This is a genomic window from Paraburkholderia sp. PREW-6R (assembly GCF_039621805.1).
GTDB lineage: Bacteria > Pseudomonadota > Gammaproteobacteria > Burkholderiales > Burkholderiaceae > Paraburkholderia.
In genome coordinates this window covers 2,819,884-2,833,707 of record NZ_CP155073.1, presented here as the reverse complement: position 1 = coordinate 2,833,707, position 13,824 = coordinate 2,819,884, and the positions used below count along the sequence as shown (strand labels likewise).

14 protein-coding genes are annotated in these 13,824 nt (G+C 64.3%); 2 read left to right on the top strand and 12 right to left on the bottom strand.

All coding sequences use genetic code 11. The annotated features are described in order from the left end of the window. Window positions 1-23 precede the first annotated feature (23 nt). The 3 genes from ruvB to ruvC all read right to left on the bottom strand — a co-directional run bounded on the left by ruvB (window position 24) and on the right by ruvC (window position 2,411). Window positions 24-1,088 (bottom strand): Holliday junction branch migration DNA helicase RuvB, encoded by a 1,065-nt coding sequence (gene ruvB / locus AAGS40_RS12385; RefSeq protein WP_345811707.1) that lies wholly within the window; start codon window positions 1,086-1,088, stop codon window positions 24-26. A 143-nt stretch (window positions 1,089-1,231) separates the two neighbouring features. Beyond that, window positions 1,232-1,813 (bottom strand): Holliday junction branch migration protein RuvA, encoded by a 582-nt coding sequence (gene ruvA, locus AAGS40_RS12380; RefSeq protein WP_345811705.1) that lies wholly within the window; start codon window positions 1,811-1,813, stop codon window positions 1,232-1,234. A 55-nt stretch (window positions 1,814-1,868) separates the two neighbouring features. After that, a complete protein-coding gene (ruvC, locus tag AAGS40_RS12375; RefSeq protein WP_345811704.1) occupies window positions 1,869-2,411 on the bottom strand; it encodes a crossover junction endodeoxyribonuclease RuvC in 543 nt (180 codons plus the stop codon). 138 nt (window positions 2,412-2,549) lie between these two features. On the opposite strand from ruvC, the gene AAGS40_RS12370 reads away from it, so the two are divergent. Next, window positions 2,550-2,789 carry a hypothetical protein gene (locus AAGS40_RS12370; RefSeq protein ID WP_345811703.1) on the top strand — a complete coding sequence of 80 codons (240 nt, stop codon included), beginning with the start codon at window positions 2,550-2,552 and terminating at the stop codon, window positions 2,787-2,789. A 120-nt stretch (window positions 2,790-2,909) separates the two neighbouring features. Here the strand turns inward: AAGS40_RS12370 and purH are convergent, their stop codons facing one another. From purH to AAGS40_RS12345, 5 genes are all read right to left on the bottom strand, one after another. After that, window positions 2,910-4,475 carry a bifunctional phosphoribosylaminoimidazolecarboxamide formyltransferase/IMP cyclohydrolase gene (gene purH, locus AAGS40_RS12365; RefSeq protein ID WP_345811701.1) on the bottom strand — a complete coding sequence of 522 codons (1,566 nt, stop codon included), beginning with the start codon at window positions 4,473-4,475 and terminating at the stop codon, window positions 2,910-2,912. Between the two features lie 75 nt (window positions 4,476-4,550). Continuing rightward, the gene (locus AAGS40_RS12360) at window positions 4,551-4,784 is read right to left on the bottom strand and encodes a Fis family transcriptional regulator (RefSeq protein ID WP_007180440.1); all 234 of its coding nucleotides are present in this window, start codon (window positions 4,782-4,784) and stop codon (window positions 4,551-4,553) included. Then, window positions 4,781-5,842 (bottom strand): tRNA dihydrouridine synthase DusB, encoded by a 1,062-nt coding sequence (dusB, locus tag AAGS40_RS12355; protein ID WP_345811687.1) that lies wholly within the window; start codon window positions 5,840-5,842, stop codon window positions 4,781-4,783. Before dusB ends, AAGS40_RS12360 begins: the two co-directional genes overlap by 4 nt. A 224-nt stretch (window positions 5,843-6,066) precedes the next feature. Further along, window positions 6,067-7,311 carry a UbiH/UbiF/VisC/COQ6 family ubiquinone biosynthesis hydroxylase gene (locus tag AAGS40_RS12350; RefSeq protein WP_345811686.1) on the bottom strand — a complete coding sequence of 415 codons (1,245 nt, stop codon included), beginning with the start codon at window positions 7,309-7,311 and terminating at the stop codon, window positions 6,067-6,069. Window positions 7,312-7,316: 5 nt separating this feature from the next. Beyond that, window positions 7,317-8,723, bottom strand: coding sequence for an aminopeptidase P N-terminal domain-containing protein (locus tag AAGS40_RS12345; protein WP_345811684.1), 1,407 nt, complete (start codon window positions 8,721-8,723; stop codon window positions 7,317-7,319). A gap of 266 nt (window positions 8,724-8,989) precedes the next feature. Between AAGS40_RS12345 and AAGS40_RS12340 the strand changes: the two genes are divergently transcribed. Next, window positions 8,990-9,604 (top strand): glutathione S-transferase C-terminal domain-containing protein, encoded by a 615-nt coding sequence (locus AAGS40_RS12340; protein WP_345811683.1) that lies wholly within the window; start codon window positions 8,990-8,992, stop codon window positions 9,602-9,604. Between the two features lie 78 nt (window positions 9,605-9,682). Here the strand turns inward: AAGS40_RS12340 and lnt are convergent, their stop codons facing one another. From lnt to ybeY, 4 genes are all read right to left on the bottom strand, one after another. Continuing rightward, window positions 9,683-11,425 carry an apolipoprotein N-acyltransferase gene (gene lnt / locus AAGS40_RS12335; RefSeq protein ID WP_345811682.1) on the bottom strand — a complete coding sequence of 581 codons (1,743 nt, stop codon included), beginning with the start codon at window positions 11,423-11,425 and terminating at the stop codon, window positions 9,683-9,685. A 49-nt stretch (window positions 11,426-11,474) separates the two neighbouring features. Then, window positions 11,475-12,368: a transporter associated domain-containing protein gene (locus AAGS40_RS12330; protein ID WP_345811681.1), complete on the bottom strand. Its 894-nt coding sequence runs from the start codon at window positions 12,366-12,368 to the stop codon at window positions 11,475-11,477. A gap of 212 nt (window positions 12,369-12,580) precedes the next feature. After that, window positions 12,581-13,297 (bottom strand): gamma-glutamylcyclotransferase, encoded by a 717-nt coding sequence (locus AAGS40_RS12325; protein ID WP_345811680.1) that lies wholly within the window; start codon window positions 13,295-13,297, stop codon window positions 12,581-12,583. 26 nt (window positions 13,298-13,323) lie between these two features. Beyond that, the gene (ybeY, locus tag AAGS40_RS12320; protein WP_345811679.1) at window positions 13,324-13,785 is read right to left on the bottom strand and encodes an rRNA maturation RNase YbeY; all 462 of its coding nucleotides are present in this window, start codon (window positions 13,783-13,785) and stop codon (window positions 13,324-13,326) included. Window positions 13,786-13,824: the final 39 nt, after the last annotated feature.

The following is a 13,824-nucleotide window of genomic DNA, read 5'->3' as shown; positions in this document are numbered from 1 at the left end:
CTCGCTGCCGGGTGGGTGGCGGCTCAGGTGGCGGCCGAATCCCACAGGCCGGGCAACGCGCTCGTTGATTCGGGGGCGGCAAGGCCAAAGTGGCGATACGTCAGCAGCGTGGCGACGCGGCCGCGCGGCGTGCGTTGCAGGAAGCCTTGCTGAATCAGGTACGGCTCCAGCACGTCTTCGATCGTGTCGCGTTCTTCGCCGATGGCGGCCGCAAGATTGTCGACGCCGACCGGGCCGCCGTCGAACTTGTGCAGGATGGCTTCGAGCAGCTTGCGGTCCATCAGGTCGAAGCCGACACCGTCCACGTCGAGCATTCTCAACGCCGCGTCGGCGACCTGCGCAGTGATGTTGCCGTCGGCTTTCACTTCGGCAAAATCGCGTACCCGGCGCAGCAGGCGGTTGGCGATTCGCGGCGTGCCGCGTGCGCGTCTCGCGATCTCGAACGCGCCGTCCGGATGAATCTGCGCGTGCAGCAGCGAAGCCGAACGCGTGACGATGCGCGCCAACTCCTCCGCGTTATAAAACTCAAGCCGCGCGACGATCCCGAAGCGGTCGCGCAACGGATTGGTCAGCATGCCTGCTCGGGTGGTCGCGCCGACCAGCGTGAACGGCTGCAGGTCCAGCTTCACGCTGCGCGCGGCCGGCCCCTCGCCGATCATGATGTCGATCTGATAATCCTCGAGCGCCGGGTACAGAATTTCCTCGACGACCGGCGAGAGCCGGTGGATTTCATCGATGAACAGCACGTCGTTGGCTTCGAGATTGGTGAGCAGCGCGGCGAGGTCGCCCGCGCGTTCGAGTACGGGGCCCGACGTTTGCCGCAGATTGACGCCCATTTCCCGCGCGATGATGTGCGCGAGTGTGGTCTTGCCCAGACCGGGCGGCCCGAACAGCAGCACGTGGTCGAGCGATTCGGAACGGCGTTTGGCCGCTTCAATAAAGATCTCGAGTTGGCCGCGCACCTTTTCCTGGCCGACATATTCTTCGAGCTGGCGCGGACGCAACGCGCGCTCGAACGCTTCTTCGTTCGGCGAGACGGGCGTGGCCGCGATGATGCGCTCGGCGGCGAGTTTGTCGGTTTCGATCATGCGTTCATTGTACCGCGCCCCGCGCATTGCAAAACCCGGCCGAACGGCCAGGGTGCGTAGCTCGCCGCCGTGTGCGAAGCTTGATTCATTGCAGGCACGGCCGGTGCGCGGGTGTCAGGCAAACCTCCGGCAAACCTGAGCCCTCAGCCCTTGGACAACGCCTTCAACGCGAGTTTGATGCCGTCGGAAACACCGGTGCCCGCCGGCACGTTCTTGATGGCCGCCAACGCTTCCTTTTCGGAGTAACCCAATGCGAGCAGTGCGTTCAGGATGTCGGAGGCGTGGTCGGATGCAGATGCCGCGCCCGCCATTGCGCCCAGGTCGGCGCCGAGTTTGCCCTTCAGTTCGAGGAGCAGCCGCTCCGCCGTCTTCTTGCCGATGCCCGGCACGCGCGTGAGGCGAGCAGCGTCCTGCATCGTGACAGTTTGCGCAAGCTCGCTCACGCTCATGCCGGAAAGGACCGCCAGCGCCATGCGCGCGCCGATGCCGGAAATTTTCAGCAATTCGCGGAAGGTCGAGCGCTCCTGAGCGGTAGCGAAGCCGTACAGCAGATGCGCGTCTTCGCGCACGATCATCTGCGTGAGCAATGTAATCCGTTCGCCGGTGGAGGGGAGGTTATAGAACGTGCTCATTGGCACATCGACTTCGTAGCCGACGCCGTTGCAGTCGACGAGCAGATGCGGCGGGTTTTTTTCCAGCAGAACGCCGGCAATGCGACCGATCATGGCGAATTCAATTTCGAGGGAAAGGGCGAGTGTAGCGCAGGGGATCGGCGGCGGGTCACCCCACCAGCCGCCCACGTTTCACCCGCAACCCCTTCTTTGCCAGCGCTGGCGCGATGTCGCCGAGCGTGCCGAGCGTGCTGCCGCCGTGCGCGTGACAGATCGCCATGCCGAGTGCATCCGCGGCGTCGGTGCTGGGTACGCCGGAAAGGCAGAGCAGGCGCACCACCATCTGCTGCATCTGCTCCTTGGTCGCGCGGCCGTAGCCCACCACGGCCTGCTTCAACTGCAACGCCGTATATTCCGCGACGGGCACGCCACCCGCCACCAGTCCGCAAATCGCGGCGCCACGCGCCTGACCCAGCAGCAGCGTGGATTGCGGATTGACGTTGACGAACACTTTTTCGATTGCGGACTGATCGGGCGAGTGCTGCCGGATCAGCGTCGATATGCCGTCGAAGATGGTGCCGAGGCGAGACGGCAGGTCCGCGTCGGCGGTCTTGATGACGCCGCTCGTCACGTAGCGGAGCGTGTGACCACTTTGGTCGATCACGCCAAAGCCCGTGACGCGCAGACCAGGATCGATGCCGAGAATTCTCATGAAATGCCGCACACGCGGTTAAAGCCAGGTGCCTGCGATACTACAACACGCGCGCGGCGCAGCGGGCGGACGGTGGCGTTGCCGGCGGAATAAAACCTGCTCGGGACAGGCAGACACGTGTGAAGGAGGCAATCGCAGATGGAGCGCTATCGCAATGTCAGTGGCGACTCGGGCATCGACGCTTATGAAATTGGCGACGATTTCATTCGCGTTCGATTCAGGTCGGGCGTGTCGTACTGGTACACGGAGGCGAGCGTTGGCGCAACGCACGTCAGGACGCTCAAGCGCCTCGCGCGCAAAGGACAGGGACTCAGCACGTATATCAGCCAGCACGCGGAGGTCAGCGACGGGTATGCGCGTAAAGATCCACAGGACTAGCGCTCGCACAAAAAGAGCGCGCACACAAAAAGGCCGCGCAAGAAAAAACGGCCCGGTGGGAAGCCACCGGACCGTTTGGCTCAGGCTACCGCCGCGAGCGGCGTGCCATGAGTATCTCGTTCAATGCCGGAAGTGCCGCACGCCGGTCATGACCATCGCGATGTTGTGCTCGTCCGCCGCGCCGACCACTTCGTCGTCGCGCATCGAGCCGCCCGGTTGAATCACGCAGGTCGCGCCTGCCGCAACCACGACGTCGAGGCCGTCGCGGAACGGGAAGAACGCGTCCGACGCGACCGCCGAGCCCGCCAGCGTCAAGCCGGCGTTCTGCGCCTTGATGCCCGCAATGCGCGCCGAGTCCACGCGGCTCATCTGGCCCGCGCCGACGCCAAGCGTCATGCCATTGCCGCAGAACACGATCGCGTTCGACTTCACAAACTTCGCGACGCGCCACGCGAACAGCAGGTCGTCCATTTCCTTCGGTGTGGGATGACGCTTCGTGACCACACGCAATTCGTGCGGCTGCACGTTTTTCGAATCGAGCGACTGCACCAGCAGACCGCCGCCGACGCGTTTCAGATCGAACGCGTTATGGCCTTCGCCCAAAGCAATTTCCAGCAGACGCACGTTCTGCTTCGCCGCGAAAACCTGACGCGCTTCGGCGCTGAACGACGGCGCGATCAGCACTTCGACGAACTGTTTCGCCACGGCTTGCGCTGCCGTCTCGTCCACTTCGCGGTTAAACGCGATGATGCCGCCGAACGCCGAGGTCGGATCGGTCTGGAACGCCTTCGAATATGCGTCGTGCGCGTTAGCGCCTACCGCCACGCCGCATGGATTCGCGTGCTTGACGATCAAGCAGGCCGGCACGTCGAACGTCTTCACGCATTCCCATGCCGCGTCGGAATCCGCGATGTTGTTGTACGACAGTTCCTTGCCCTGCAACTGGTTGTAGTTGGCCAACGCGCCGGCCGGCACGACCAGGTCGCGATAGAACGCGGCGCTCTGATGCGGATTCTCGCCGTAGCGCAGGTCCTGCACCTTGTCGAATGCCAGGTTGAACGTGGCCGGGTACGTGTTGCGCGACGCGTGCTGCAACTCGTCGGTCAGGCTCGTCAGATAGTTCGTGATCGCGCCGTCGTACTGCGCGGTGTGCGCGAACACTTTGGTGGCGAGGCGAAAATTCGTCTTGTACGACACCGCGTTGGCGTTCGCGCGCATTTCGTCGAGCACGATTGCATAGTCCGCCGGATCGACGACCACCGTCACGTCACGGTGATTTTTTGCCGCCGAACGCAGCATGGTCGGGCCACCGATATCGATATTCTCGATCGCGTCTTCCAGCGAGCATTCTTCTTTGGTGACCGTCTGCACGAACGGATACAGGTTCACGACCAGCAGATCGATGGTCGGAATATCGTGTTTCTCGAGCGCCGCCATATGTTCCGGCAGATCGCGACGCGCGAGGATGCCGCCGTGCACCTTCGGATGCAGCGTCTTCACACGCCCGTCCAGCATTTCCGGGAAGCCGGTGTAATCCGCGACTTCGGTGACGGAAAGACCCGCGTCCGCGAGCAGTTTCGCGGTGCCGCCGGTCGACAGGATCTTGACGCCGAGGTCCGACAGCGACTTGGCGAAGTCGACAATGCCGGACTTGTCGGAAACGGAGATGAGCGCTTGCTTGATCATGATGAAGACGAAAAGCCGAAGGAAAACGTGGCGGGGCGCGAAAAACGGCAACGGACCACAGCGAGAGACGGCAGCCTACAGAAGCCCGTGCTGTTGCAGTTTCTTGCGCAGCGTATTGCGGTTGATGCCGAGATACTCGGCGGCGAGCGACTGATTGCCGCCTGCCTGCTCGAGCACCACTTCGAGCAAGGGTTTTTCCACGCACGAAATGACCATGTCGTAGACGTCGTGCGGATTTGAGCCGTCGAGGTCCTGAAAGTACATCCCCAGGCTGTCGCGGACTGATTGTTCGATATTGTTCTTGCTCATGCTGCCAGAAGGTCGGTTGGGCCCTCGCCCTTGTTGTTGGGCGATTCGTCGACGTAGACGAGGCGGTCGGAGATCGCCTTCTGCGCGTCGAAGAATTCGTTGACGGCGAGGAGTTGTTCGCGCGTGGTGTCCAGCGTATTCATGCGATGCCGGAACACGTTGGCGCCAGAAAGGCCGCGAGTGTACCAGCCGATGTGCTTGCGCGCAGTGCGAACACCGGTAAATTCCCCGTAGAACGCATAGTGGTCTTCGAGATGCTCGTTCATCACCTGCTGGATTTCGTCGATGCGCGGCGGCGGCAGCAGTTCGCCCGTCTGCAGGAAATGCCCGATCTCGCGGAACAGCCACGGGCGCCCCTGCGCCGCGCGGCCGATCATGATCGCGTCGGCGCCGGTCGCGGCGAGCACCTCGCGAGCCTTCTGGGGCGACGTAATGTCGCCGTTGGCGACCACCGGAATCCGCACTGCCGCTTTCACGGCGGCGATGGTTTCGTATTCGGCGTCGCCGTGATACAGGTCGGCACGCGTGCGGCCGTGCACGGTCAACATGGAAATGCCGGCCGCTTCGGCCAGACGCGCCACGTTCAGCGCATTCTTGTTCTCGCGATTCCAGCCGGTGCGGATTTTCAGCGTGACCGGCACGGCGTCGGGCCCGACGCCGACCGCACCCACCACGGCCTCGACAATGCGCTGCACCAGCGGCTCGTTCTGCAACAGCGCGGAACCCGCGGCCACGTTGCAGACTTTCTTGGCCGGACAGCCCATGTTGATGTCGATGATCTGCGCGCCGTTGGCTACGTTGTAGCGGGCCGCTTCGGCCATCATGGCCGGATCGGCGCCGGCGATCTGCACGGCGATCGGCTCGACTTCGCCCGTATGATTGGCACGCCGCATGGTCTTTTCGCTTTTCCACAGCTGCGCGTTCGAGGCGACCATTTCCGACACCGCATAGCCTGCGCCCAGCCGTTTGCATAGTTGACGGAACGGCCGGTCGGTCACGCCGGCCATCGGGGCGACGAAGAGGTTATTGCGCAGATTGTGGGAGCCGAGAGTAGGCATGACGTTGACGCGCGCGACCGATCGGGCAAGTGTGCAATCGGAACGTTCGCGAAGTGCGAGAGAAAACCGCTATTTTAGCGTTAACAGTTAGCCGACACCCGACATGTGACCGTCGTAACTCATTAAATCTTCTATGAAAGTGGGCAGATTCATATAATCGGCGCTTATTTCACCGCGCGTGCCTCGTTGTCAAAAAAACAGGCCGCGCGGCGGTGGGGAAGGGTCTAGCGTCGCTGTCCGAACATCATCTGGCGGGCGAGCGCGGTCTTGACCGGCGGCACGAATTCGAGCGCGGTCAGCGCAAGCCCGCGCATGATGGCAAGCGGTGCGAAGTCGACGGTGAAAAGGCGTGCGAGCGTGTCGGTGGCGCCGATCGTCATGCGACGATCCAGCGCGCGGCGTTGCGCGAACGTGGCGAGCGCGAGTGGTGTCGGGCCGTCCGCGGAGAGGGCGTCGGCGAGCGCGTGCGCGTCGCGCAAACCAAGGTTCAACCCCTGGCCGGCAACCGGATGCAGCGTTTGCGCCGCATTGCCGATCGCAACGACATGCCCCTTCACGAGCGTATCCACCGCATTCAGGCCGAGCGGAAACGACGCGCGTCCGCGAATCTGCGTGAAGCGGCCCATGCGGTCGCCGAACGCGGCGCCGAGTTCGCGCAGGAAGGCCTCGTCCGGCAGTTGTGCGCGACGCGCCGCTTCGTCCGGCGCGCAGCACCAGACGAGCGCGTAGTCGCCGCCGCGCACGCCGCCCATTGGCAGCAGCGCAATCGGTCCTTGCGACGTGAAACGCTCCCACGCAACGTGCGGTTGCGGCGCGGACACGCTCACCGTGCCGACCAGTGCGGTCTGCCCGTAGTCGCGGGTGTCTCCGTTGTCTTCGCGCTGCGTATCGGCCTCGCTTCGGGTGAGTTTCTGATCACCGAACAGGCCGCCTTCCGCGTTCACCAGAATGCGCGTGCGCAACTGGCGCGCAACGCCCGCCGTTTCGATCGGCAGCGTGACGCCGTCGTCTTCCTGGGTTGGCGCAAACGCGGAAGTCGAGCGAAACCAGTGCACGTCCGTGGCGTGCACGGCGTCGGCGAGCCCATGCACGATCGAACCGTAGCGCACCACGTAGCCGAGCGCCGGCAACCCATGCTCGCTGTGATCGATCAACGTGCGGCCGAAATGCCCGCGCTGCGATACGTGGATGCGGTGAATCGCCGTCGCGTCCGCGGGCCAGCGCAACGGCTCCAGGATCATACGGCTGCCCTGCGACACGGCGATCGCGCGGGGATCGGCGATCGAGTCTTCCGGTTCGCGGGCATCGACGAGGGCCACTTTGAGCGCTCGCGTCGCGCTGCGGCGCGCGAGCCAGCCAGCGAGCGCCAGCCCGACCGGCCCGGCGCCGACAATCGTGACGTCGAAATCGAACGGATGGGCCCGAGCCGCGTGCTTCAGGATGATGGTCGACGGGGCGACGTCGTTCATGGCGGTTACTTCCTTGTTCCGTGTGCCGCGCGCGCTTCCTGCATCAACGCTTCGATCTCGTCGGCGGCGACCGGCACGTCGCGGGTCATCAATTCACAGCCGTCGGCCGTGACGATTGCGTCGTCCTCGATGCGGATGCCGATGTTCCAGTAGCGCTCGGGCACGCCCTCCGCCGGCCGGATGTACAGGCCCGGCTCAATGGTCAACGTCATGGATGGCTGCAGCGTACGCCACGGCAGCGCGCCGGTTTCGTCGCGTGGCGCGCCCCGTTCGCGGTAGTCGCCGCAATCGTGCACGTCCATGCCGAGCCAGTGGCCGGTGCGGTGCATGTAGAACGGCGTGTAGGCGCGCCCGGCGATGACGTCGTCGACCGAAGCGAATCTGGCGCGATCCACAATGCCCGTGTCGAGCAGGCCTTGCGCCAGCACGCGCACGGCAGCCTGGTGCGGATCGTCGAAAGTGGCGCCGGCGCGTGTGGCGTCTACGGCGGCCTGCTGCGCAGCCAGCACGATGTCGTACAGCTCGCGTTGCGCCGGCGTGAAGCGGCCGCTCGCGGGAAACGTTCGGGTGATGTCGGACGCGTAACCGTCCAGTTCGCACGCAGCGTCGATCAGGATCAGATCGCCGTCCTGCGCAATTGCATTGCCGGCCGGATAGTGCAGCACGCACGCATTTGCGCCCGCCGCGACGATCGACGTGTACGCCGGCGCCTGCGCGCCGAACTTGCGGAACGTGTAGAGCAATTCGGCTTCGAGTTCATACTCGCGCACGCCCGGATGACACGCGGCCATCGCGCGACGGTGCGCGTGTGCGGATATCTGGCCGGCACGGCGCATGATCGCGAGTTCGTGGTCGTCCTTCACGAGTCGCATGTCATCGAGCAGCGGAATCAGATCGCGCGCCGCCGTGGGCGCGGCCACGCCACCACGGCTTTGCGCACGCACGGCGTCGAGCCAGCCGCGCACCTGGTCGTCCAGTTCCGCCGAACTGCCGAGCGCGTAATGGAGCGCCGGCTTGTCCGCAAGAATGCGTGGCACCTGAGTATCTGCTTCGCCGATCGCAAACGCGGTGTCGAAGCCGAACGCTTCGCGCGCGCCTTCCGGCCCGAAGCGAAAGCCTTCCCACGTCTCGCGCTCGACATTTTTTTCGCGGCAGAACAGGATCGACGCCGGCTCGCCGGGTGCGGCGCTTGCGTCGAGCACAAGTAAAGCCTCTGGTTCGGTGAACCCCGTCAGATAATAGAAGTAGCTGTCGTGCCGGTACGGATAGTCGGCGTCCCGGTTTCGCAACGCCTCCGGCGCGGTGGGGACGATGGCGACGCCGCCGCCCACGGCGCGCAGCGCAGCGAGCACGCGCTCACGGCGCTTGCGGTAGACGTCGATGGCGATGGTGGGTTCGTTCGGCTGGTTCATCGTGCGATTGTAGCGCCCATTGCAAACTCCTATTTTGCGCCGAATTTGCGCTGGGACTGCGTCGGTTCGTGACGGGATCAGGCTGGGCCCGCGTTGTGCCGGACGCCGTCTGGCCGTTTGGTCAGCTAGACGGCGCGCCACATTCGCGGCAATGTTGCAAACCATCCACAGCGCGTCCGCGCCCGGTTCGCGAAACGCGCGGCAGCATGTTCGTGAACGCCGTCAAGCACTTATACTTGCGCCGGATTCAGAAAAAGGCAGATGGAATGTTGAAACTTATCGGATCGCTCGGCAGCCCGTTCGTGCGCAAGGCTCGTATCGTTCTCGCCGACAAGAAGATCGACTACGAACTCGTGCCCGAAAATGTCTGGTCGCCGGACACGCGCATTCATACCTTCAACCCGCTCGGCAAGGTGCCGTGCCTCGTCATGGAAGATGGCGAAGCCGTATTCGACTCGCGCGTGATCTGCGAATACGTCGACACGCTGTCGCCGGTCGGCAAGCTGATTCCGCCGTCGGGCCGTGAGCGCGTCGAGGTGCGCTGCTGGGAGGCGCTTGCCGACGGCGTGCTGGACGCGGCGGTGCTGATCCGTCTGGAAGGCACGCAACGCACGCCCGAACAGCGCGTGGAAGCATGGGTCGCGCGCCAGCAGCGCAAGATCGACGAAGGCCTGATCGCCATGTCACAGGGGCTGGGCAGCAAGAACTGGTGTGCCGGCAATCACTACACGCTTGCCGACATTGCGGTGGGCTGCGCGCTCGGCTACCTCGATTTCCGCATGCCGGAGCTGAACTGGCGTGAACCGTATCCGAATCTGGACAAGCATTTCCAGAAACTGTCGCAACGTCAGTCCTTTGCCGATACGCTGCCGTCGGCCTGAAGCAGGCTGAGCCGCTCGCCAGAAAGCAGAACGCGCGCTCCCGGGAAACCGGAGCGCGCGTTTTTTCGTTGATGCGCTTTATTGCGCGCTGTCGTTGGACGCCGCGGCGCGGCGGCGCCGCGTGATGCCGGGCCCAAAGGCAAAACCGAAAGCCAGCAAAAATAACGACACCGCGAGCACCGTGTTGTTGCCGCTCGTCACATAAGGCGTGCTGCCCGACGTGCCTTGCACGGTGACGTCGAGCGAGCCGATCGTGTAGGGCGCCAGACGGCCGAGCACCTTGCCGTTCGAATCGATCGCCGCTGTGGTGCCGGTGTTCGTGGCGCGCAGCATCGGCCGGCCGGTTTCGAGCGAACGCATGCGGGCGATCTGCAGATGCTGATCCAGCGCGATCGTGTCGCCGAACCACGCGAGATTGGTGGAATTCACCAGCACGCCGGCAGGCGTCTCGCTTTCGCGGATCGTGCGGGCAATCTCTTCGCCGAAAATATCCTCGTAGCAGATGTCGACGGCGACCGGCTGGTTATGCACGATGAACGGCTTCTGCACTGGCGGCCCGCGGAAGAAATCGCCGAGCGGAATGCTCATCAGATTGACGAACCAGCGGAACCCCCACGGCACGAATTCGCCGAACGGCACCAGATGGTGTTTATCGTAGCGGTAAATATCGCGCGTGCCGGGCGTGACGCCGAACAGGCTATTCGTGTAGTCCGTGACCTGGCCTTCGGGGGTAATCGTGCCGCCGATCGCGCCAAACAGGATCGCGCTGCCGGTCGAGTCGGAAAAGCGTCGCACCGCCGACGCGAACGGCGCGGGCAATTGCTGCGCAAGCACCGGAATCGCGGTTTCCGGCGTGACGATCAGATCGGCGGGTTTCGACGTAATCATTTGCTGATACTGGTCGATCGCGGCGCGCATGCCGGCCTCCTCGAACTTCATCTCCTGCTTCACGTCACCTTGCAGCAGACGCACCGTGAGCGGCGCATTCGCCGGCACGGTCCATTGCACGAGCGGCAGCAGCAAACCCGCCGCGATCAGCGCAATCGCGACGCCGGCCGGCACTGCCGCGCTGCTCACTGCCGGGCGCGCCGCCGCGTCGCGTCGAGCGTGGCTTGCGCGCTCCATCGCCGCGCCGCGCGCCTCACGCGCCCGCAGCGCCGCGGTCAACGCCTGCACAATTAGCGCCGCAGCGAGCGCCAGCATCCAGCCGACGCCGTACACGCCAGCCACCGGCGCAAATCCGGCAAACGGGCCGTCCACCTGCGCGTAGCCGCTCGCCAACCATGGAAAGCCGGTGAACACCGTGCCGCGCAGCCATTCGCCGATCGCCCAGGCGCTTGCGAAGGCCAGCGCGCCGTGCCACGTAGGAGAAAAAGGGATGTCGTCGGCCACGGCGGTGCTGGCGCGCGTGTGCCCGGCGCAGAAGGACCAGACGCCTGCGGCCAGCGCCGGATACACGGCCAGATACAACGAAAACAGCACGACGGCCGCGCCCGCGAGCGGCGCGGCCATGCCGCCGTAGTCGTGCATGCTGACGTACAGCCACCACACGCCGGTCACGTAGTTGCCGAAGCCGAAAGCGCCGCCTGTCAGCGCGGCGCTTTTCCAGCCGGTCGTGCGCGTCAGCCAGAAGAAAAAGAACGCGAAAATCGCCAGTTCGAGCCAGCCGCCATGCGGCGTCGGCGCGAACGAAAGCGTATTCGCCGCGCCGGTCATCAGGGCGACGAGGTAATGCCAGCGGGGAAGCGTGCGGCCGCGCGCGTTCTCGGCGGCGGGCGCAGTCACGCCGCGGCGCGAACGGGAAGTGATCGGGTCGGCCATTGTTGCGCGGTCGGCGTGAGGAGTTGGAAAGGCGAAGGCAACGAGCGGATCAGGTCTGCACGTGCTGGGCTTCGCGTTCGCGCTGGCCGGCGAGCGGGTCGCGGCGCACCAGCAGCATATGAATCTGACGGGCGTCGCCGCGCAGAATCTCGAAAATAAGATCGTCGAGACGCACTTTTTCGCCCCGATGCGGAACGCGTCCGAAGTGATGCGTGACGAGTCCGCCGATCGTGTCGACTTCGTCGTCCGAATAATGCGTGCCGAAAGCCTCGTTGAACTGTTCGATCTCGGTCAGCGCGCGAACGCGGAAACGGCCGTCCGGCGAGGCGATGATGTTGCCGCTTTCCTCGTCGAAATCGTATTCGTCCTCGATATCGCCGACGATCTGCTCCAGCACGTCCTCGATCGTGATCAGGCCGGCCACGCCGCCGTATTCGTCGACCACCACCGCGAGGTGATTGCGATTCACCCGGAAGTCGTGCAGCAGCACGTTCAGACGTTTCGATTCGGGAATGAAGACAGCGGGGCGCAGCATGCCGCGCACGTCGAATTCTTCTTCGGCGTAGTAGCGCAGCAGGTCTTTGGCCAGCAGCACGCCAATGATGTTGTCGCGGTTGCCTTCGTACACCGGGTAGCGCGAGTGCGCCTTTTCCAGCACGAACGGAATGAACTCGGCGGGACTATCCGCGATGTTGATCGCGTCCATTTGCGCGCGCGGCACCATGATGTCGCGTGCGCTGAGTTCGGATACCTGGAATACGCCTTCGATCATCGACAGCGAGTCGGCGTCGATCAGGTTGCGCTCGTGCGCGTCCTGCAGTATTTCCAGAAGCTCGGCGCGTGAGTCGGGCTCGGGCGAGATGAAGTCGGTCAGACGCTCGAGGAGTGAGCGCTTTTCCTGCGGTTTGTCGTGTTGGCGTCGACTGGGATACGTGTCGTTCATGGTAGTGCGCCCGGCAAGACTGGGCGCGCTGTTGCAGAGCGTTAAGGATACACCACGCACATGGCGGAACCGTGTCCCGCATGGCTGGGCGATAAATGAAGCGGGATAAAACCAGGGTGAACCCGCGTCGCCGAGGGCGGCCGGCGTGGTTCCATCCTAACTTATTACGCGCCGAAAAGCGTTTTTGGGAAAAAAAGGGCGGCGCGTGGCGCTTACTTCTGTCCGGTTTCGCGACTGGCGACGCGGGCTTTTTCCGCGCTGTCCGGCTGAAGGCTTTCTTCGCGACAACGTTCGAGCAGCGCCTCGAGCGCGCGGTCGGGCATGCCGCTTTCGCGCAGCGCCTGGACCGTGCGGCTCACGTAGTCGAGCGTGGTGCCGTAGCGGCCGCACGCACAGCCGAACACGGTTTTGACGACGTCGTCGCGCAGTTTGCCGGTGTAGGTCGGCACGTCGCGGCGCATCACGAAAGCGAGCGCGTCGACACGCCGTCCGTCCGCGAGCACGCAGGGCAGCCACGCCGGGCGATAGGAACCCATCGCCATTTCGCGGCGCCACAGCGCTTCCAGATGCGGCGCGGAGCCCTCGGCCGCGAGCCGGAACGCGATGCCGGTGCACGAGCCGCCGCGATCGAGCGCCAGCACGAGCCCGGGCTGTTCCGGCGTACCGCGATTCACGCGCGACCACAGATACAGTCCGCGATGGTAGCCGTGCACCTTCGAACGCATGGCTTCGACCGTCGGCAGACCGGGATTCCAGATCAGCGAGCCATAGCCGAACAGCCAGAGATCGCTCTTACGGTCCCAGTCACGCAGCGTGCAATCGAGCGACGCGCGCAATTCCTCGTCCGTGAGCAGCCGCGATTCGCCAAGCGCTGGCGGGTAATCCGGGCAGGGCGTCCGGCTGTCGGCTTCTGGGACGAAAGTGCTCACGGTGGGCTTTGAAGAGAGTGGATCGGCTATTGATACGGATCGGGGAAACCGAGTTTGACGAGGATTTCGGTTTCGAGCGCTTCCATTTCCTCGGCCTCTTCGTCGACTTCGTGATCGTAGCCTTGAGCGTGGAGCGTGCCGTGCACCAGCAGATGCGCGTAGTGTGCAATGAGCGGCTTGCCCTGCTCGGCGGCCTCTTTCTCGACCACCGGGCAACAGAGGATCAGGTCGCCGCTGACCGGATCCTCTTCCGATTCCGCGTACGCGAAGGTCAGCACGTTGGTGGAGTAGTCTTTGCCGCGGTAAGTGCGGTTCAGCGTGCGGCCTTCTTCGGCATCGACGAAGCGCACCGTCAATTCCCCATCCGCAAAGAGTGCCGCCTTGATCCAGCCGGCCACGGTGGCGCGCGGCAGCAGCGCCTTGTGTTCCGGCCAGGCCCTGGCGGCGGGGAATTGCAGATTCAACGTCAGTTTCGGGGTGCGGCTCATGCGTGGTGGGCAGGTTGCGGGATGTGCTGGATGACTGGC

Coding starts and splice junctions, on each gene's coding strand:
- ruvB (WP_345811707.1), bottom strand. CDS start 1,088: ATGATCGAAACCGACAAACTCGCCGCCGAGCGCATCATCGCGGCCACG.
- ruvA (WP_345811705.1), bottom strand. CDS start 1,813: ATGATCGGTCGCATTGCCGGCGTTCTGCTGGAAAAAAACCCGCCGCAT.
- ruvC (WP_345811704.1), bottom strand. CDS start 2,411: ATGAGAATTCTCGGCATCGATCCTGGTCTGCGCGTCACGGGCTTTGGC.
- AAGS40_RS12370 (WP_345811703.1), top strand. CDS start 2,550: ATGGAGCGCTATCGCAATGTCAGTGGCGACTCGGGCATCGACGCTTAT.
- purH (WP_345811701.1), bottom strand. CDS start 4,475: ATGATCAAGCAAGCGCTCATCTCCGTTTCCGACAAGTCCGGCATTGTC.
- AAGS40_RS12360 (WP_007180440.1), bottom strand. CDS start 4,784: ATGAGCAAGAACAATATCGAACAATCAGTCCGCGACAGCCTGGGGATG.
- dusB (WP_345811687.1), bottom strand. CDS start 5,842: ATGCCTACTCTCGGCTCCCACAATCTGCGCAATAACCTCTTCGTCGCC.
- AAGS40_RS12350 (WP_345811686.1), bottom strand. CDS start 7,311: ATGAACGACGTCGCCCCGTCGACCATCATCCTGAAGCACGCGGCTCGG.
- AAGS40_RS12345 (WP_345811684.1), bottom strand. CDS start 8,723: ATGAACCAGCCGAACGAACCCACCATCGCCATCGACGTCTACCGCAAG.
- AAGS40_RS12340 (WP_345811683.1), top strand. CDS start 8,990: ATGTTGAAACTTATCGGATCGCTCGGCAGCCCGTTCGTGCGCAAGGCT.
- lnt (WP_345811682.1), bottom strand. CDS start 11,425: ATGGCCGACCCGATCACTTCCCGTTCGCGCCGCGGCGTGACTGCGCCC.
- AAGS40_RS12330 (WP_345811681.1), bottom strand. CDS start 12,368: ATGAACGACACGTATCCCAGTCGACGCCAACACGACAAACCGCAGGAA.
- ybeY (WP_345811679.1), bottom strand. CDS start 13,785: ATGAGCCGCACCCCGAAACTGACGTTGAATCTGCAATTCCCCGCCGCC.